At 60.0% G+C, this 18,326-nt stretch carries 14 protein-coding genes and 3 pseudogenes; 8 read left to right on the top strand and 9 right to left on the bottom strand.

Annotated elements, in window-relative coordinates:
- Positions 1-554: 554 nt before the first annotated feature.
- The 8 genes and pseudogenes from K4O48_RS03395 to K4O48_RS03430 form a co-directional block, all read right to left on the bottom strand.
- On the bottom strand, positions 555-1,106 hold the full coding sequence (locus K4O48_RS03395; protein ID WP_058078721.1) for a cytochrome b: 552 nt from the start codon (positions 1,104-1,106) through the stop codon (positions 555-557).
- Positions 1,107-1,227: 121 nt separating this feature from the next.
- Entirely contained in the window at positions 1,228-2,649 is a 1,422-nt protein-coding gene (locus K4O48_RS03400) for an ATP-binding protein (protein ID WP_058078720.1), read from the bottom strand.
- Positions 2,643-3,302, bottom strand: coding sequence for a response regulator transcription factor (locus K4O48_RS03405; protein ID WP_058078785.1), 660 nt, complete (start codon positions 3,300-3,302; stop codon positions 2,643-2,645). The genes K4O48_RS03400 and K4O48_RS03405 overlap by 7 nt, the downstream gene beginning before the upstream one ends.
- A gap of 61 nt (positions 3,303-3,363) precedes the next feature.
- Positions 3,364-4,014, bottom strand: a complete 651-nt coding sequence (locus tag K4O48_RS03410) for a tetratricopeptide repeat protein (protein WP_058078719.1) — start codon at positions 4,012-4,014, stop codon at positions 3,364-3,366.
- Positions 4,011-4,847, bottom strand: coding sequence for an SDR family oxidoreductase (locus tag K4O48_RS03415; RefSeq protein ID WP_058078718.1), 837 nt, complete (start codon positions 4,845-4,847; stop codon positions 4,011-4,013). The genes K4O48_RS03410 and K4O48_RS03415 overlap by 4 nt, the downstream gene beginning before the upstream one ends.
- Positions 4,834-5,505, bottom strand: a complete 672-nt coding sequence (locus K4O48_RS03420) for an iron-containing redox enzyme family protein (protein WP_206542203.1) — start codon at positions 5,503-5,505, stop codon at positions 4,834-4,836. The genes K4O48_RS03415 and K4O48_RS03420 overlap by 14 nt, the downstream gene beginning before the upstream one ends.
- Positions 5,506-5,532: 27 nt before the next feature.
- Positions 5,533-6,969, bottom strand: a pseudogene (locus K4O48_RS03425) (AMP-binding protein); the annotation flags it as partial.
- Positions 6,953-7,642 carry a thermostable hemolysin gene (locus K4O48_RS03430; protein ID WP_058078717.1) on the bottom strand — a complete coding sequence of 230 codons (690 nt, stop codon included), beginning with the start codon at positions 7,640-7,642 and terminating at the stop codon, positions 6,953-6,955. The gene K4O48_RS03430 and the pseudogene K4O48_RS03425, both read right to left, overlap by 17 nt.
- Positions 7,643-7,833: 191 nt before the next feature.
- Between K4O48_RS03430 and K4O48_RS03435 the strand changes: the two genes are divergently transcribed.
- The 8 genes and pseudogenes from K4O48_RS03435 (at position 7,834) to K4O48_RS03470 (ending at position 17,618) form a co-directional block, all read left to right on the top strand.
- On the top strand, positions 7,834-8,517 hold the full coding sequence (locus K4O48_RS03435) for a response regulator transcription factor (RefSeq protein ID WP_058078716.1): 684 nt from the start codon (positions 7,834-7,836) through the stop codon (positions 8,515-8,517).
- A complete protein-coding gene (locus K4O48_RS03440; protein WP_058078715.1) occupies positions 8,507-9,784 on the top strand; it encodes a sensor histidine kinase in 1,278 nt (425 codons plus the stop codon). Before K4O48_RS03435 ends, K4O48_RS03440 begins: the two co-directional genes overlap by 11 nt.
- A gap of 81 nt (positions 9,785-9,865) precedes the next feature.
- Positions 9,866-10,543, top strand: a complete 678-nt coding sequence (locus K4O48_RS03445; protein ID WP_058078714.1) for a class I SAM-dependent methyltransferase — start codon at positions 9,866-9,868, stop codon at positions 10,541-10,543.
- 2 nt (positions 10,544-10,545) lie between these two features.
- Positions 10,546-11,265: a lipopolysaccharide kinase InaA family protein gene (locus K4O48_RS03450; RefSeq protein ID WP_058078713.1), complete on the top strand. Its 720-nt coding sequence runs from the start codon at positions 10,546-10,548 to the stop codon at positions 11,263-11,265.
- 13 nt (positions 11,266-11,278) lie between these two features.
- A pseudogene (locus K4O48_RS03455) lies at positions 11,279-11,553 on the top strand (diacylglycerol kinase); the annotation flags it as partial.
- A 437-nt stretch (positions 11,554-11,990) separates the two neighbouring features.
- Positions 11,991-13,139, top strand: a complete 1,149-nt coding sequence (locus tag K4O48_RS03460; protein WP_222910705.1) for a sensor histidine kinase — start codon at positions 11,991-11,993, stop codon at positions 13,137-13,139.
- 570 nt (positions 13,140-13,709) lie between these two features.
- Positions 13,710-16,841, top strand: a complete 3,132-nt coding sequence (locus K4O48_RS03465; protein ID WP_222910706.1) for a type ISP restriction/modification enzyme — start codon at positions 13,710-13,712, stop codon at positions 16,839-16,841.
- 156 nt (positions 16,842-16,997) lie between these two features.
- Positions 16,998-17,618, top strand: coding sequence for a tyrosine-type recombinase/integrase (locus K4O48_RS03470; protein ID WP_003152807.1), 621 nt, complete (start codon positions 16,998-17,000; stop codon positions 17,616-17,618).
- A 409-nt stretch (positions 17,619-18,027) separates the two neighbouring features.
- Here the strand turns inward: K4O48_RS03470 and K4O48_RS03475 are convergent.
- Positions 18,028-18,198: pseudogene (locus tag K4O48_RS03475) on the bottom strand (cytochrome C oxidase Cbb3); the annotation flags it as partial.
- Positions 18,199-18,326: the final 128 nt, after the last annotated feature.

An 18,326-nucleotide genomic window follows, 5' to 3' on the forward strand; every position in this document is an offset into this window, starting at 1 on the left:
GCTGATGGCGCCTCGTCATAGCAATCCAAACAATGTCTGATTGTGGTTGACTGCTTTCGCTCCAAAACGGCGGCTAGCGGCCAGAAGCTGCCGATCCGCGCCATTACAGAGAGGTGGCTTTTCCCTCGATTGCTTTGCCTGCTCAGCTATTGTCATGGGCCTAAAGGGAAAAGGATGGGGATAGATGACGATTATGGCTTCCGACCACTCTGCGGGGCGGATTCGTTCAATTGAGTGTTGCAGGCCGAGGCGTTCATCAATGAAACATGCGGTTGGGTAAAGGCCGCACATTGTCGGACCAAGACACCTAGAGCGTATCGCCCGTTATGAACAGCAACGACGCAGGACCCGCGTCTGATGGACTGCTCGGCCGAGAAAATCCGCAATAAGCACCACGCAATGACGGCGCGAACCTTGCAATGGCATCTAACAAGCGCAACCGCACGCATGGCAAGGCGAGACGGTAGAGTATCTGCCGTTCAGCGAACTGCTCGGCTGACCCATGAAAACGCCCGGTCGATGGTGAGTCGACCGGGCGTTGTCGTGTTTGCGCGTCAGGCCTGGTGGCGCTGCGGCAGCATGCGCAACAGGGTGCCGTCGCGGCGCACGTATTGGTGGAACAAGGCCGCCGCCGCGTGCAGGCCGATCAGCCAGTAGCCGGCCACCGCCAGCGTTTCATGCAGCTCCTTGAACTCGCCGGCCAGCTCCTTGTTGGCGCCGATCAGCGCCGGCAGCTCAAGGCCGAAGAAGGGAATCGGCTTGTCCGCCGCGCTCAGGGTCAGCCAGCCGAGCAGCGGCAGGCCAATCATCAGTCCGTACAGCGCCAGATGCATCAGCTTGGCCAGCGCGCGTTCCCAGCCGGCCCCGGCGACCGCCTCGGGCGCGGGATGCAGCCAGCGGGCAATCAGACGCAGCCAGACCAGCGCGAACACCGTCAGCCCGAGCATGAAATGCCAGTGCTTGAGCAGTTCGCGCGGTTCACTGCCCTTGGCGAAATTGCCCTTGAGTTCGATGGTCGCGTAGACCGCTGCGATCAACAGCAGCATCAGCCAGTGCAGGGCAATGCTCAGGCGACCGTAGCGTGCCAGAGGGTTCGATGCAGTCATTTCACACACTCCGAGTAGGGGAATGTCGGCAGTCTAGGGCGCCAGCCTTAAGCGAACCTTAGCGAATGCCCGTTGCGCCTGCGGCGGGCGGTCGCGGCAGCTCGCCGCTGGTCGGTCTGGGCTAGTGGTGTGGCTGGCGGGGCAGGTGCACGGCGACCTGCAGCCCGCCGAGCGGTGAGTCCGCCAGTTCGATGGTCGCGCCGTGCAGTTCGGCGATGCGCGCGACGATGGCCAGGCCGAGCCCCGCGCCCTGGCCGTCGCCCTGACGATAGAAGCGCTCGAACAGTTTGTCGCGCTGCGCTGCCGGCACGCCCGGACCGCTGTCATCTACGCGCAGGCTGACGCCGTTTTCCATGGTCTGGAGGCTGACCTGAATCTGCCCTCCGTCGGGCGTGTACTGCAGGGCATTGCCGACCAGATTCTGCAGCAACGTGGCGAGCGCGGCGGCATCGCCGGGGAGGCTGTGATCGGCCACGTCGTCAGCCTCCAGCGTCAATTCCTGATCGCGCGCCAGCGCCAGCGGCGTCAGCTCGGCGAGGCATTCGCGGCACAGCGGCAGCAGGTCCAGCTGCTGTGGATGCAGCGGCTGCGCATTGGGTTCCAGGCGGGCAAGGGTGAGCAGTTGGGTGACCACACGCGTGGTGCGATCGACGCCGGTCAGCAGCTGTTGCAAGGCAGCCTCACGGTCTTCCGGCTGCTCGGCCTGTAATGCGTTCTGCGCATGGATGCGCAGTACGGCCAGCGGGGTGCGCAGCTCGTGGGCGCCGTCGGCGATGAAGCGTTTTTCCCGGTCGACCAGTTGGTTGACCTGTTGCAGCAAACGATTGAGCGAGGCGGCCACCGGCTCCAACTCCTGCGGCAGCGGTGCCAGCAGCAGCGGCGCTAGATTGTCCGGATCGCGACTCTTCAGCAGTTGCGCCATGTGTGCCAGCGGGCGCAGACCCCAGCCCACCGCCAGCCAGATCAGCAGCGCCAGTAGCGGCAGGCCGATAAGGTCGGGCAGCAGGCTGCGCCGGGCGATCTTGCCGACCAGTTCGCCGCGTACGTCGTCGCGCTCGCTGAGCAGAATCCACAGATCGTCCTCGCGGTCATGTAGCAGGAACAGGCGCCAGGCATGGCCGTCGAGTTGCACGTCGTGATAGCCGACGCTCACGCGGCTGAAGTGTGAGGTGGAGTCTGCGCCGGCCAATTGCTTCAGCGCGCCGTTCGGCGCGCCTGCGGACTGCAACAGGTTGCTGCCATCCGCGGTGTAGACCTGGAAACCGAGCTTGGTTTCGTAATCGTGCCCCGGCACGCCTTGGTCGCGCCGCGCATTCACCGCAGCGTTCAGCGCCTGCTGTAGCGCATCGTGGGCCTGAGGATTCATTTCGCGCATCACCAGCCCCTGCACCAGTCGCGCACTCTGCGCCAGCTGAGCATCGAACAGCTCTTCGATCTCGTGGCGGGCATCGCGATAACTGCGCCAGGAGATCAGGCTCAGCGACAGCAGCAGAATGCCAAGCACCAGCACCAGGGTGCGGTTGCGGATAGAGCGCCTCAGCATTTGTCCACCAGATAGCCGACCCCGCGCACGGTGCGGATCAGCTCGGGAAAAAACTTCTTGCGCAGGTGATGGATATGCACTTCCAGCGCGTTGCTCTCGACTTCTTCGTCCCAGCCGTAGAGCACCTGCTGCAAGCGATCGCGAGTCAGCACGCGGCCGGGCTGGGCGATCAGCTCGTGCAACAGGACGAACTCCTTGCGCGGCAGGTTGATCGGCGTGCCCTGATAACTGACCTGCTGGTTGACCGGATCGAGCAGGATGTCGCGGTACTCCAGTACCGGCTCAGGGCGATTGAAGCTGCGCCGGAGCAGAGCGCGCAGGCGGGCCTTGAGTTCGGCGACGTCGAACGGCTTGACCAGGTAGTCGTCGGCGCCGGCATCCAGCCCGGCGATGCGATCGCTGGTGGCATCGCGCGCGGTCAGTACCAGCACCGGGATCGGGTTGGCGCAGGCGCGCAGGCGCTTGAGTACTTCCAGACCGTCCATACGCGGCAGACCGAGGTCGAGGATGGCCAGCTCGAAGCTCTCGTGGCTCAGCGCATGCAGCGCGCTGGCGCCGTCCTGCAGCCAGTCGACCGTGTAGCCCTCGGGTTTGAGTGCGGTGCGGATGCCCTCGCCGAGGGCGCGATCGTCTTCCACCAGCAGAATGCGCATGTCGTTCCTGTCGTCTTTGGTGCTCGCGGCGTTGTTGTGCATTCAACGCCGCCGCAACCGGTTATTCCAGCTTTTCCTTGACCTGCGCGAGCAGCGCCTGGGCTTCCTCGCGGCGGCCGGTGTCGGCGAGTTCGCGGCCGGGGCGTGCCGGCGCGGCGAGCGCTTTTTCCAGCGCCGTGCGCGCTTCGCCATAGCGCTTCTGGCGCAGCAGAAAGTCACCGTGGAAATAGTTCGGGTCGATGCCGTTCGGATTCAGCGCCAGTGCCTGCTGGAACAGCGCCTCGGCCTTGTCCTCGTCACCGAAGCCGATCGGCCAGCCGGGCACCTGGTAGTAGAGGCTGGCCAGACTGGTATAGGCCGAGCCGTCGAGTGCCTGCGCGTCGAGCTCGATGGCTTTTTCCAGTTCCGTTTTGGCCTGCTTGACCAGGCCCAGCGCGCCGAGCCCGCCCTTGGCACCAGCCCAGGTGCTGAGCACGATGCCGTGCCAGATGTGTAACTCGGCGGCCTGCGGTTCGCCGACGACCGCGCTTTCGGCCTCCGAGGCAAGACGGGCGAAGGCCGCCTGGCGCTGTGCCGCCGGCAGCTGGTAGTTGATCTCCGCCCAGCGCGTCTGGATCTGGCGCAGCGACGATTCGCCGGCCGGGCTGAGAGCGAAGGAGGGTTGGCTGGCCAGCGCCAGCAGGACGCTGCAAAGAGTAAGCAGACGCTTCATGGGTGTTCTCCGGTTGAGTTGGGCTGGGGTGCGGGCGGCCGCGGCTGGTCGGCACGGGCGAAGCGCTTGATCACCGGCAACTGCTTGCGCAGCGCCTGGTCGACCAGGCGCGGCAAGAGGCCGTTAAGGCGCACGAAGAGCTTTTCCGGCCAGCCGAGGTAGAGCTCCTCTCGCTCGGTGGCGATGGCATGGACGATCTGCCGTGCGACTTCTTGCGGATCGTCCATCTCTACCTTCAGCTCGTTGTTCATCGCCACCACGTCGGCGCTGTTCATCGCCGTGCGGGTGGCGCGCGGCGCGATGTAGAGCACCTTAATCTGGCTGTCGGCCAATTCGCGCCGCAGCGCTTCGGAGAAGCCGCGCAGGGCGAACTTGCTCGCGCAGTAGGCGGTGAAGCCCGGGTAACCGATGGAGCCGAAGGTCGATCCGAGGTTGACCAGCAGCGCCCGCGGTTGCTGGCGCAGCAGCGGTAGCAGCAGATGGGTCAGCTGCAGCGTGGCGGTGACGTTGACGCTGATCAGTCGGGCGATGGCGTCCTCGTCCTGCTGTTCGAGCAGGCTGAACTGGTTGATCCCGGCGGCATTGATCACGCAGTTGAGGCCGCCGAAACGCCGCGCGGCATCGAGCACCGTATGCCGGCTACTGCGCTGGGTGAGGTCGGCGCAGACCAGGCTGACCTGCCCCGGATAGCGGCGCGTCAGCGCTTCCAGAGCAAGACTGTCGCGTCCCACCAGTAACAGCCGTGCGCCGTTCGCGCAGAGCCGCTCGACCAGCACCTGGCCGATGCCGCCGCTGGCACCGGTCAGCAGGATTCGCGCGTCACGCAGTTGCATGGTCGTGCTCCGGTGCGCTCAGGCTGCGGAAGATGTCGCCGTAGAGGCGGTAGACGACGCGCGCGGTGTGCACCACGGCGGCCTTGTCGTCCTCGTCGTTGAGGCGGTTCATCAGCTTCTTGAAGAACTCGATGTGCTCCAGGTCCAGGCTGCCATGGGATGTCAGGTAGCTGAACGCCTTGGCCGGCAGCTGAAGTTTGTCCTGCAGCACGCCGGCGGCCTGGGTCGCCAGCGCGATGCTGGTGCCTTCCAGCACGTTGACCATGCCGAAGAAACTCGCCGGGTTGTGCCGCGCGATGCGGTCGTAGACGTAGGCGACCATCAGCTCAGTGGGCAGTGCCGGCAGGCCATGGCGCACCGCCTCGGCATCGCCGCCACAGGCGCGGATGTCGTTGAGGATCCATTCCTGATGGCCGATTTCTTCCTCGATGTATTCGGCGATCGCCTCGCGCAGCCATTCCAGGCGCTCCGGCAGGCGTGCGCCGCAGGCCATCAACAGCGGCACGGTGTGCTTGACGTGGTGGTAGGCCTGACTCAGGAAGGCGATGTACTGCGCGCGGGTCGAAGTGCCGGCGAGCGCGGCGTGGATGATCGGTGTGCGGAGCAGGTATTCGCGTGCATCGCTGGTCTGGTGTTGCAGTTGGTCGAAAAAGTCCATGCCGCGTACCTCGAAGTCAGGGAAAAGAAGGGCGTGAATGGTCGGTTGGTAGTGACTGAACAGGGCGTTGCGGCGCAGGCGGCCGTTGGCAGTGGCCAGGCCGTTGTCGGGGCAAAAGGCTTCGGCGGCGCGCAGCCAGTGGTGTACACGGGCGTAGTCCGGCAGGCCGGCATTGACCCGCTCGACCGCCGCCTGCAGCTCGGCATCGCTCAGCTCGGGGCGGCGAGGTACGAGCACGGCGACGTTCTGCGCCAGCGCCTCCCCATGCAGCCAGGCCTGGGCGATGGACGCCTGCTGTACCAGCTCGGCCTCCACCCACTCGGGATTGACGTTGCGTCCGTACGCGGTAACGAACTGATGCTTCTTGCGCCCGTGCAGGATCAGGAAGCCATCCTCGAAATGGCCTAGGTCGCCGGTGGCCAGCCACTCGCCGGTCAGTGGCGGTTCGCCGAGGTAACCGAGCATGTGCGGGCCGCGCACCAGTACCTCGCCATCGTCGGCCAAGCGCAGCTCGACGTGTGGCAGCGGCCGGCCGACCGTGCCGATGCGCCGCGCCTCGGGTGTGTTCAGGCAGACCACCGAGGCGCATTCGGACAAGCCGTAGCCCTCGAACAGCGGCAGCCCGAGGCGCTCGGCGCGCTCCAGCAGCTGCGGTGCCACGCGACCGCCACCCACAGCGATAAAGCGCAGCGATGCGGGTAATGGCACGCCTTGCTCAGCGGCGCTGACCAGCGCCAGCAATAGCTGCGGCAGAAGGATCAGGCTGTGCGGCTGGCTGGCCTGCAGCGTGGCCCGCAAACGTTGCAGCTCGAAGCCCGCCGCACCGCTGAAGCCGATCTCGGCCAGCGGCCGCAGTTCGACCCGCGCACCCGCCAGCAGCGGCGCATAGAGCCCGGCGATGTTCTCCAGCAGCGTCGCCAGCGGCAGCACGCACAGGTGCTGTCGCACGTCGCACGGCAGGCTGGCCTGCCGCAGGCTCTCGGCCACCGCCAGCTGCGCTTCGGCATCCATGCAGACGCCCTTGGGCTGGCCAGTGGTGCCGGAGGTATAGGTGATCTTCAGGGTGCCGTCGGGCACCGGCGTGACGGTATCCGGTTGGCGCTGTAACAGGTCGCCGGCGGTCGGACGAAAGCCGCAGCGCTCGCTGAAAGAGCTGACTGCGCCGATCAGGCAGTCGATGCCGGCATGGTTCAGCACATGCTCCTGCTGCGCCGGGGAAAAGAATCCCGGCAGCGGCACGCAGACCAGACCGGCGCGCAGCAGGGCCAGATCCCACAGCGCCCACTCCAGACCATTGTCCAGCGCCAAGGCGACGCGCTGCACGCCGAGCCGTTGCAGCTGGGCGGCGCGCGCCGCGACCTCGTGGCGCAATTCGGCATAGCTCAGCTGACGTGGCCCTTCGCTCAGCGCGATGCCGGCGTGCTGGTCGAGCGTCGCCCAGAAGCGTTCAGCTGCAGGCTGCATGGGGCACCTCCGTGGCATCGAACAGCGGCTGGTAGCCGAGTCGGGCGTAGATGCCGAGTTGCAGCAGGCGCTGGTGGCCGGGCAGGATCTCGCCGGCCATCAGCTGCGGGCGGCTGGCGTAGTAGCTGCCCCAGTCGGCCAGCTCATCGCCCATGCGCGCCGGATCGGCCAGACCCAGTGGCAGCGGATCGAGCGCGAGGCGCTGAAAGCTGTTGAGCAAGGCCGGCGTGCCGGTGAACACCACCCATCGAAAACCCTGGGCGACCAGCAGGTCGGTCAGCGCGACGATCAGCAGGCGCGCCGAGGCGTTGCCGAACGCAGCCAGGTTGCCGACCTCGACGATCTCCTCGCGCGGCACCGTATGCCCATGGCGCTGGCTCACGGCCTGCTCGATGGGTTCGTCAAGATAACGCTCGAGAAACAGCGGCCGACGCTGGGCGCTGCGCAGACCGACCGCCCCCTGCACCTCGCCGTTCTGGTCATGCAGGCCCAGCAGGCAGGGCATGAAGTGCCGAACCCGTGCCTGATAGTGCTCGGCGAACCGTTGGTGGATGAAGCGTTCCAGTGCTGCGCGCCGCTCGCCTGCATCGGCCTGCGCCAGTTGCAGGGTAAGCGCCGGCTCACGGCCGATACACGCCAGTACGTCAGTTTGATCAACCCAGGGCAGTTCCATCGGGGAACCTCGGTTAGAAGCCTGGGGCGATTGTTGGGCGGCAAACTTAAGGCAGCCTTAAGCCGCACGGCGCTAAATGCGGGGCTGGCGAGGCGACGTTTTTTTCACATCGTCTCGGCTATGTTCTGCGCCGCGCGCAGGCGTAATAAGCAGCGTCTGCCGTTCCGAAACTTCTAGCGAGTACCCCAGCGATGCGCATCCTGGTCATCGAAGACAACCGTGACATTCTCGCCAACGTGCTGGATTACCTCGAGCTCAAGGGTTACGTGGTCGACTGCGCGCAGGATGGCCTCAGCGGCCTGCACCTTGCCGCCACGCAGGACTACGACCTGATCGTGCTGGACCTGATGCTGCCGGGCATCGACGGCCTGCAGGTGTGCAAGCGTTTGCGCGACGATGCCGGGCGCGACACGCCGATCATCATGCTCACCGCCCGCGATGCCCTGCCTGACCGCATCAAGGGGCTGCAGACCGGTGCCGACGACTATCTGATCAAGCCCTTCGCGCTGTCCGAGCTAGTTGCCCGCATCGAGGCGATCCTGCGTCGCTGCCAGGGATCGCGTCGCCGTCAGCTGCAGGTGGCCGATCTCTGCTACGACCTGGATACCCTGGAAGCCACCCGTGGCGGCCAGCCGATTCGGCTCAACCCTATCGGCCACAAGCTGCTGGCGATCCTTATGCAGCGCAGCCCGGCGGTGGTGCGGCGCGAAGCGCTGGAGGAAGCCGTCTGGGGTGACCACCTGCCGGACAGTGACGCTCTGCGCAGCCATATCCACCAGCTGCGCCAGGTGCTCGACAAGCCCTTTGCCAAGCCGCTGCTGCATACCGTGCACGGCCTCGGCTTTCGCCTGGCGGAGGACTGCAATGCTCGCTAAGCAGCCGCTGGCGCGGCGGATCGTCATCGCCTTCACGCTGATGACGCTGATGGTGAGTGGTACGTTCGCCCTCGGCATCGTCGGCGTGGTGCACTTCATCGAAGAGCAGCTGGTCACCGAGGAGCTGAGTCGCGACCTGGACATCGTGCTCAACGAGGACCTGCCAAACGGCCGGACTCCGCAGCTGGATACCAGCACCCGTTTCTTCGCCTCGCATCTGCCCGAGCACCCGATGCCAAAGGCATTTGCCGGGCTCGGCGAGGGGTTCACCGAGCTGGTTCGCGGTGATGACGCCTACTACGTCTATGTGCGCAACGTCGGCGCTGACCGCTACGTGCTGGTGCAGGAACAGCACGAGTTCGAGGCCCGCGAGGATGCGCTGTTCAACGTCGTGCTGGCCGGCTTTCTGCTCAGCGTGCTCGGTGCCTGGGCACTGGGGCGGCTGATGGCCAACCGGGTGTTGGCGCCGGTCAGTCGCTTGGCCAATCAGGTGCGCCACCGCGACCAGCTGCACCCGCTGGCGCCGCCGCTGGCCTTGCAATATCCCGACGACGAGGTCGGCCACCTGGCCGCGGCGTTCGACAGCACGCTCGGCCAGCTGCGCCAGACCCTGGAGCGCGAGCGGCTGTTCACCGCCGATGTCAGCCACGAACTGCGCACCCCTCTGATGGTGGTACTCGGCGCCTGCGAGCTGCTCGAACAGCAGGCCGCACTGGCGCCAGCCGCGCAGCGACCGCTGGCGCGCATCCAGCGCGCCGCGCGGGAAATGCACGAGCTGGTAGAAACCTTCCTGATGCTGGCGCGGGCACGTCCGCAACAGACGTCCTTGGCCGGCAACGCCAGCTTGCGGAGCGTCGCGACCGAACAGAGCGAGCGCTGGGCACCACTGCTGGCGGAAAAAGGCCTGGCCTTCGAGCTGCGGGAGCAGGGCGAGGACCCGGGCGTCTACAACCACACCCTGCTCGGCACGGTGATTTCCAACCTGCTTCGCAACGCACTGCATTACACCGACCGGGGCACGGTGCGGCTGGTCCTCGACGAAGGTGGCTTTCGCGTCGAGGACAGCGGCGTGGGCATCCCCTTGGCGGAGCAGGAGCGCATGTTCCAGCCATTCGTGCGCGGCGCCGAGGGGCGCGGCGAAGGGCTGGGGCTGGGACTGTCGCTGGTCAAGCGGATCTGCGCCCATCAGGGCTGGCAGGTAGGCGTGGTGCCGCGGCAACCGCAGGGCAGCTGCTTTCAGGTGCGCTTTCATGACGGCGTGGTTTGACGTTTTTTTCACATCCCGTTGACGGGCCCTTGATGTCTGTCTGGTTAGTTTGGCGTTCCGTTTCCAACCGGAATGCCCGCCATGACCACATCGAGCCCCATCGAACTGGAGTTCTCGCGCAAGTACGACCGCCAGCACGCCTACGAATACCTGCACAAGCATCAGGATGGCCTGGCCCGACGGCTGTCGCACTGGCGTGACGAGCAGATGGCGCGCCGCGCACTGAAGCTCGCCGGCGAGCCCGATCTGGTGCTCGATCTGCCGTGCGGCGCCGGGCGTTTCTGGCCGTTGCTGGCCGAGCATCCGAGCCGGATGATCTTCGCCGCCGACAACTCCGCCGACATGCTGGCGATCGCCGAATCGGCGCATTCGTTGGAAGTGCTCAAGCGGGTGGAGACCTTTCAGACCTCAGCCTTCGCCATCGACATGGGCGACAACGCAGTGGACAGCATCTTCTGCATGCGCCTGCTGCACCACATCGCCGACCCGGCGCATCGGCTGGCGATGCTGCGTGAGTTCCACCGCGTCACCCGCGATACGCTGATCGTCTCGCTGTGGGTCGATGGCAACTACAAGGCCTGGAAGCGCAAGCGCCTGGAGCGTCGCCGGCCGGCGAAGGAAAACCAGAACCGCTTCGTTGTCGCGCGCTCGGTGATCGAGGCGGAATTCGCCGAGGCCGGTTTCGACATCCTCGACCGCAATGACTTCCTCCCGGGCTACGCCATGTGGCGGGTCTACGTGCTGCGCAAGCGGGGTTGAACATGAGCCGACCACTCGTATTGCCTGCCCGTGAAGCGCGTACCAGCACCTTCCAGCGTTGGTGGAGCACGCAGGGCGAATGGGTTGAGGAACCCAACCAGCGCCGCGCCGGCGAAAGCGGTGTGCAACGGATACGCCTGCGCGATCCGCAGCAGCCGCTGCTGTACTGCAAACGGCAGATTGGCCACCTGTATCGGTCGCCGCTGCATCCTTTCGGCCGGCCCACGGTGCTGCGCGAACTGCAGGCGCTGCAAGCATTCGGCCGGCTCGGCGTGCAGGTGCCGGAACTGGTCTACTGCGGGACCCGGCAGCAAGCCGGTCAGTGGCAGGCGCTGCTGGTGACGGCGGAACTGGAGGGTTTCATCAGCCTGGAGGACTGGTATCAACAGGACTTGGGGGAGCGCTTCGGTCCGGCGGTACAGGAGCGCATGCTCGCGGCGGTCGGGATCACCCTGGCGCGCATTCATCAGGCACGCTGGCAGCATGGCTGCTGCTATCCCAAGCACATCTTCATCAGGGCTCAGGGTGAAGATGACGCGACCCGTGTCGAGGTCGCGCTGCTTGATCTGGAAAAGAGCCGTCGCCGGCTACGTCGCAGTGCCGCTGCACGGCATGACCTGCGCCAGCTCAAACGTCATCGCCAGGCCATGCCGGAACAGGACTGGCGACGATTGCTGACTGCCCACGGCACGTTCAGCCAGATGCGCTGCGATGTCATCTAAGCCGGCCCGCGTGATGAGCGATGGCGCGGCAAGCGTTGACGTGCCGGTTGGTGGTGCGGTTATGAAAGGGCGCAGCGGGGGGCTGGCGCGCATCTGGTATGCCGCCGGCTACTCCGCCGCCGGCCTCAAGGCCGCCTATCGGGGCGAGGCGGCGTTCCGCCAGCGGGTGCTGCTGAACCTGCGTTGATTCCAGCCGCCTTGCTGTTCGACGTCAGCGGCCTCGAGCGTGCCGTGCTGATCGCCGTGGCGATTCTCGGCCTGATCGTCGAATTGCTCAATTCGGAGGTAAGCCGCAGAAAAAGTGTAGGAGCAGTAACGGTCCGCTTTTGGCCGAAAGCTGCCGTAAGCGGCGGGCTGCTTTCGGCCAGAAGCTGCCTTTCAAGCAACTTCTCTTCTGTGCCATCAGCTCAGAAGTGACCGTCTCTCTACTAGAAAGTCGATCAGCGCCCGCACCTTGGGCGACATCTGCGTCCGTGTCGGATCGCCCAGCGGCAAAAACTAACGGGCTACTTAGCAGGCCAAAACCCTATGAACGCTTGGTCATCTTCGTGAACGCCCAAGCAGCAGGCCGGCCGGCGGAGCAGCAAATGCATGAATGAATGAACCGTGGTGTGCGCAGCCGTGTCGTAGCAACAAGCGCCTGATTCGCTAAGGCTGTTGCAACCACTGTGAGACAGCGAAAGCGCGGTTTGATGTCTCGGTCTCTAATTTGCTGCGGAGTTCCGATGCGCCTTTCTGCTTTCATCATTGATAACCTTGAGTCAATTCTTCAATCCTGGGAAGACTTTGCTAGGACGATCCCGGGGGAAGCCAGCTCCATGGGAGTCGAGGCGCTGCGTGACCATGCCGAGGAGGTGCTCCGCGTCGTTGCGGCTGATCTGCGAACCAAGCAGTCCGCTGCCCAACAAATCGACAAATCAATGGGAAAGGCGGAGAAGGACGACGGCGAGACACCAGCCGAAACGCACGCAATATTGAGGCACGATGCTGGCTTCACTATCGATGCAATGGTTTCGGAATATCGCGCTTTGCGTGCAAGCGTATTGAGGAAGTGGCTGCAGGAAATCAAACATGGTACGGACTTCGAAGTCGAAGATATGACTCGGTTTAACGAGGCAATCGACCAGGCGCTCGCAGAGTCCGTCGCTAGTTACTCTCGGACGGTAAAAGCTACGCAGAACGTCTTCCTAGGTATTCTCGGTCATGACTTACGCACCCCGTTGGGTGCAATACAGCTCGGCTCGGAAGTGCTGCTGCTCGACAATGATCTGGGTGCGAAGCCGACTATCATTGCTTCGCGGATCTTCACCAGCGTCAAGCGCGCAAGCAAGATCGTTAACGACCTGCTTGATTTCACTCGCTCGCAGGGCGGCGGAGGCATTCCGTTGCAACGGGTTGAAACTAACTTGGCCATGGTATGCGAAAACATGGTTGAGGAAGTGCGGGCATATAACCCAGAGCGCGACATTGTCTGCGAAATCAAGGAGAAAGTAGCCGGTTGGTTCGATCCAGCACGGATCGAACAGGTGTTTTCCAATCTGATCAGTAACGCCGTGCAGCACGGTGCCCGCAGTTCGCCAGTCACGGTAAGCCTGCATGTCGAGCAAGAGCTTGCAGTTTTCAATGTGCATAACCAGGGCCAACCGATTCCGGAAGAGGCAATCAGTGACATATTCAAACCTATGAGCCGACATTCCCAGTATGCGGCCGGCGATTACGGATCCCATTCAGGACTGGGACTGGGTCTGTATATCGCCAGCGAGATTGTCGCTGCTCACCAAGGACGAATCACCGTTGCCTCCGATCTCGCCGATGGCACAACGTTTACCGTGAGTTTGCCGTTAGCAATGTGTGATCGAAGAGTTCAGCGCTAGCCAGCCGCGAGCAGACAATACGCAAAAAGCCCCGCCGAAGCGGGGCTGTATTGTGCGTTCTATTCCGTGTATTCCAAGCGCCGCGCTCCACGCGGTTGTCCCTCAGCTGTCCAAGCTCTGTGCGCGTCCCTGCGTCATTGCGTGTGCAATATGTGCCTAAGCCTGCGGATTAGATACGGCCTAATTACGTCGGCGCACGTAGGTTAATGCTTACAGCCGAAACACCTACAAAAAGCCCCGCACTAGGCCGGCGTCGCTCGCCATGCCGATCGACCTCCCGCTCTGCCGCGGACGCGATGAAGGCTTGGCCAGAGACAGCAACAAAAGAATGATGGCGACCGGCCGCTTCTGGCCGGATTGCGGCCAGAAGCGGCAGGCAGAAATCGGCCTGTGATCTGACAGAAATCGACACCAAAATCGTCCCAAACTACAACCATCGTTCCGCTCGGTTCTCTGCGCATCGCTACGCTGAGAACGCGACGACTATTTTGGATGCGTAGCTTGGTTTGCTTGTGGATAGGGCAGGTATCCGGTAAGAACGAGGCCGCCCATGAGAAACGGACCCACACGATGTCACCTATTACAGAATTTATGGAACAGCTAGCTTTCATATTCAGCACCGGCCAAGCGACGGAACACTCATATAGATCAGCGTTCGAAAAGCTATTTTCAGGGCTAGGGTCAGGTATTCACGCTTTAAACGAGCCCAAAAGAGTGGAATGTGGAGCTCCCGACTTCATAATCAGTAGAAATGGACTGACCATCGGCCACGTCGAAGCAAAGGATATAGACATCAGTCTGAGAAATTTGAAAGGCACCAACAAAGAGCAGCTAAGTCGCTATCGTAAAGCACTTCCTAATCTCATCTATACGAATGGCTTGGACTGGGACTTTTATCGGGACGGGCTTCTGGTAGAGTCAGTCAGTATCGGGGAGCTTGATGAGAAAATTCTAAAACGCACGAATGAGTATGAAAGACTGCTAGGAGTTCTCGATTCTTTCCTAACACATAAGGGCCAGAAAATCAGCTCTCCTAAAATTTTAGCAGAGATAATGGCAGGTAAAGCTACGCTGATAAAGGATGTTCTTACCAAAGCGATTTTGAATGAGAAATTAGAAGATGGCGGGGATCTGTCAGGGCAATATTCAGCATTCAAACAACATCTTATACATGATGTAACGCCTAGCGATTTTTCTGATATTTATGCAGAGACTATAGCCTACGGAATGTTCGCCGCCCGCTTGCACGATCATACTCCGGAGACCTTCAGTCGGGCCGAAGCCCTTGAGTTATTACCTAAATCAAATCCTTTTCTTAGGAGCTTATTCGGTTATATAGCCGGGCCGGAGCTGGATGACAGACTTAAATGGATCATTGATGATTTAGCCGACGTATTTGCGTCAGCTGATATGAATAAGTTGATGAGAGGGTTTGGGAGTCTGACAGGACGGCAAGATCCATTCTTACATTTCTACGAAACATTTCTAGCTGCTTATAACCCAGGCAAACGTAAAGCGCGTGGAGTATGGTATACACCTGAGCCAGTAGTAAACTTTATTGTAAGAGCAGTCGATTCTGTACTCCAGACGGAATTTGATTTGGAGGACGGCCTAGCTGATCTGTCGAAAATTATTGTCGAATGGGACTCTGGGCAAAACGATAAAAAAGGAAAACCACTAAAGTTTAAGAAAGAAGTTCATAGAGTACAGGTGCTGGACCCAGCCACGGGGACTGGAACCTTTTTGGCAGAAACTATTAAGCAAATAGCACCAAAGGTTAAAGCAGCCGGAGCCGGCGTCTGGTCAAAATATATTGAACAAGATCTTATTCCACGGCTACATGGCTTTGAATTGTTAATGGCCTCATATGCCATGTGTCACACTAAGCTTGACATGGTGCTGACCGAGCTTGGTTATAAGCCATCCACTAATCCGCCGCGGTTGAGCGTATTCCTTACAAACAGTCTTGAGGAAGGAGAACGGGATGTACGTGACCTATTTATGGCTCAATGGCTAACCAGAGAGGCGCGTGAAGCTAATAATATAAAGCGTCAGGCACCGATAATGTGTGTAATAGGAAATCCACCTTATTCTGGTGAGAGCGCAAATAAAGGAGAGTGGATTTCGGAGCTATTGAGCGCCTATAAAGTGGAGCCCGGAGGAAAGCAAAAACTTCAAGAGCGGAACTCAAAATGGCTGAATGATGACTATGTCAAATTCATTAGGCTTGCTGAGCAAGCAATAGCCAAAAATGGCGATGGCGTACTGGGCTATATTACTAATAACGGTTATTTGGATAATCCCACATTTCGGGGTATGAGATGGCATCTATTAACAACGTTCGACAAGATATTTGTTCTGGATCTACACGGCAGCTCCAAGAAAAAAGAGATATCGCCGGATGGCTCACCAGATAAAAACGTATTTGATATTCAGCAAGGCGTTTCAGTAATTGTAGCGGTGCGGCAAAAAATTACAAAAGGAAAGAAAGAACTGGCAAGTTTGTTTCACAGAGATTTATGGGGTAGCAGAAGCTCTAAATATGAAGCGCTATGGGAGATTGGGCTAGAAGACGAAGCGTGGACTGAAATTGTACCGACGCTCCCTAATTTTTTGTTCGTGCCACAAAATCAGGACCTCAAACAGAGGTACGACGAAGGCTTTTCCATCGTAGATTTCATGCCCCTACGTTCAGTCGGCATAGTGACTGCTCGAGATGCACTAACTATAGATATGGACAAAGATAAGCTGTGGGCGCGAGTAAAGAATTTTCGCGAGATAGGACCTGAAGAGGCACGGGCCAAGTACAAGCTGGGTCCCGATGCACAAGACTGGAAAGTTGAATCAGCACAGAAAGATATCAACGAGAATTTTTCTGAAGACTTTATAGTAAAGATAGCATATCGTCCATATGATTCCAGGTGGACTTACTATACCGGCACCTCTCGTGGCTTCCATTGCCGCCCGCGAGCGGAAGTCATGAAGCATATGGCGGGCAAAGACAATTTGGCGCTTTGTATTCCTGGCCAAAGCAAAGATGGTGTAGGAGGCTTTGTCGTCGCAAGTGTCGCAGGGCACAAGGCATTCAGTGCATATGACATCAATAGTTTGTTTCCACTGTATGTATACTCAGAAGATGGTCTAGATCGAGTATTTAATTTCGAGCCTAAGCTTTTGCAAAAGATGCAGAAGATTGCAGGCGAAAAAGGGTGTCCGTTGCCCTCTGAGGTAGATGTCTTTGACTACATATATTCTGTACTAAATTGGCCGTCATATAAAGCCATTTACACTGAGTTTCTTAAGTCGGACTTTCCACGGATTCCATGGCCGAAATCACCTGAATTCTTTAACTCTATGGTTAATCATGGCAAACAGTTGCGCGAGATGCATTTGTTAGTCCCGAGTGCCCTGGGCTCAGCACTTTATCCGTTTATTGGGGAAGGCGAAGCAACTGTGGAGATCGTAAAATTCGATGATGGAAAAATTTGGATAAATTCTGGACAATATTTTGATAATGTTGATTTTGATATCTGGTCTTGCGCGGTAGGTGGATATAGGCCTCTAGAAAAATGGCTGAAGGATCGAAAGGGCTGCTCTTTGAATTACACTGAAATAAAGTACTATCAGTCAATTATCAAATCTATAGTAGGCACTATGAAAGTACGAAATGAGATGCCGGAGTACGATATCCTTCTTCAATAGAGGGTGGATACTTGAAGACCGCTTTCGGACGATTTCAGCCTTTCATGAAGACTGCCTTGGGTCGAAAGCAGCCGATTGCGATTGACCGCTTCTGGCCGGTTAGCGACCACTTCTCTGGCTAGCCATGCTTGTCCTCCCACATGTGGAGGACTTGCCATGAACATCACTGCTACCTGCACCCGCCGGCCCTGGAACAAAGGAAAGTTGGTCGGACAGAAAACCCCGCTCCGGCTGAGAGATATCTGGGCCATCCGAGTAAGGCTTCAGCTTGCAGAACGAACCCGGGATCTGGCTTTGTTCGATCTGGCCATCGACAGCAAGCTTCGAGCCTGCGACTTAACCAAGCTCCGTGTATGCGACGTTGCTCATGGCGAGCATGTGTCATCACGAGCAATGGTTATGCAGCAGAAAACGAAGCGACCAGTGCAGTTCGAAATTACCGAGCAAACACGGTCTGCTCTCGCGGCCTGGATACACCAAGCCCAGCTCCGTAGCCAGGACTGCCTTTTCCCGAGCAGGCTGCACACCTCAGACCATCTATCCACTCGTCAATACGCTCGTATCGTCAAAGGCTGGGTGCAAGCCATTGGCCTTGATCCGGCCATGTATGGCACTCACACAATGAGACGTACAAAGGCATCACTGATCTATCGCAGGACAAAGAACTTGCGGGCCGTTCAACTTCTGCTTGGCCATACGAAGCTGGAGAGCACCGTTCGATATCTTGGGATTGAGGTCGACGACGCCTTGGAAATGGCAGAGCAGACCGAGGTTTGACCATCTATAGCGACGGTCGAAGTCAGGCCGTCGCTAACGGCTGTGGACTCAACCGGTCGACGCAACAGCGTGGTTAAAGCACTCGGCAGGAGTCGAGTATCCCAGAGTCTTTCTGGGGCGCTCGTTCAACCGACCATGCCGAAATACAACTTGGTCGATACCTATCACATGTCTAATTGCTGTCGGTAGCGACACGCGCCCCGGCAAGGTCCAGGGCATCCACATCCCGCATGACTTCTGCCGGTTTCCTCCTCCATTTCTTTCGCGGCCTTGGGATCGTCAGCGAACGGAAGCATCGCTGCTTGCTCTAGATCAGCTGGGTCTCTCCTATGGAGGTTGTAGTGCACTCCGATGAAAAAATATCGCCATCAGAGCCAGCACCCAGTAGTCACCACTCATAGCCAGCCTCTCAAGCCAGACGCGGTTCAGCACTATCGCTCAGGGCGACGGTCGCTCTGCTGCGTACGGTTCTAAACGTGTTGTAAGCCATCAACAGCATTCCGCTAAGGAAAAACACGCCGCCGATCCATCGGACAATAAAGCCCGGATGACTTGCTTCCAGTGCCTCAACGAAGGAAAACCGGGCCGAACGAGGTTGAGAAATGGTCAGAATTTTCTTCAATTGACCCAGCTATTCTCCTGTCAGCCTCGCTTGGATAGTGCCGTAGAAGTGCTTTGCGCCTTTCCATACCTGTTCAGGCAGGGCCT

Origin of the sequence: Pseudomonas sp. DNDY-54, from assembly GCF_019880365.1 — a bacterium.
Lineage (GTDB): Bacteria > Pseudomonadota > Gammaproteobacteria > Pseudomonadales > Pseudomonadaceae > Stutzerimonas > Stutzerimonas stutzeri_P.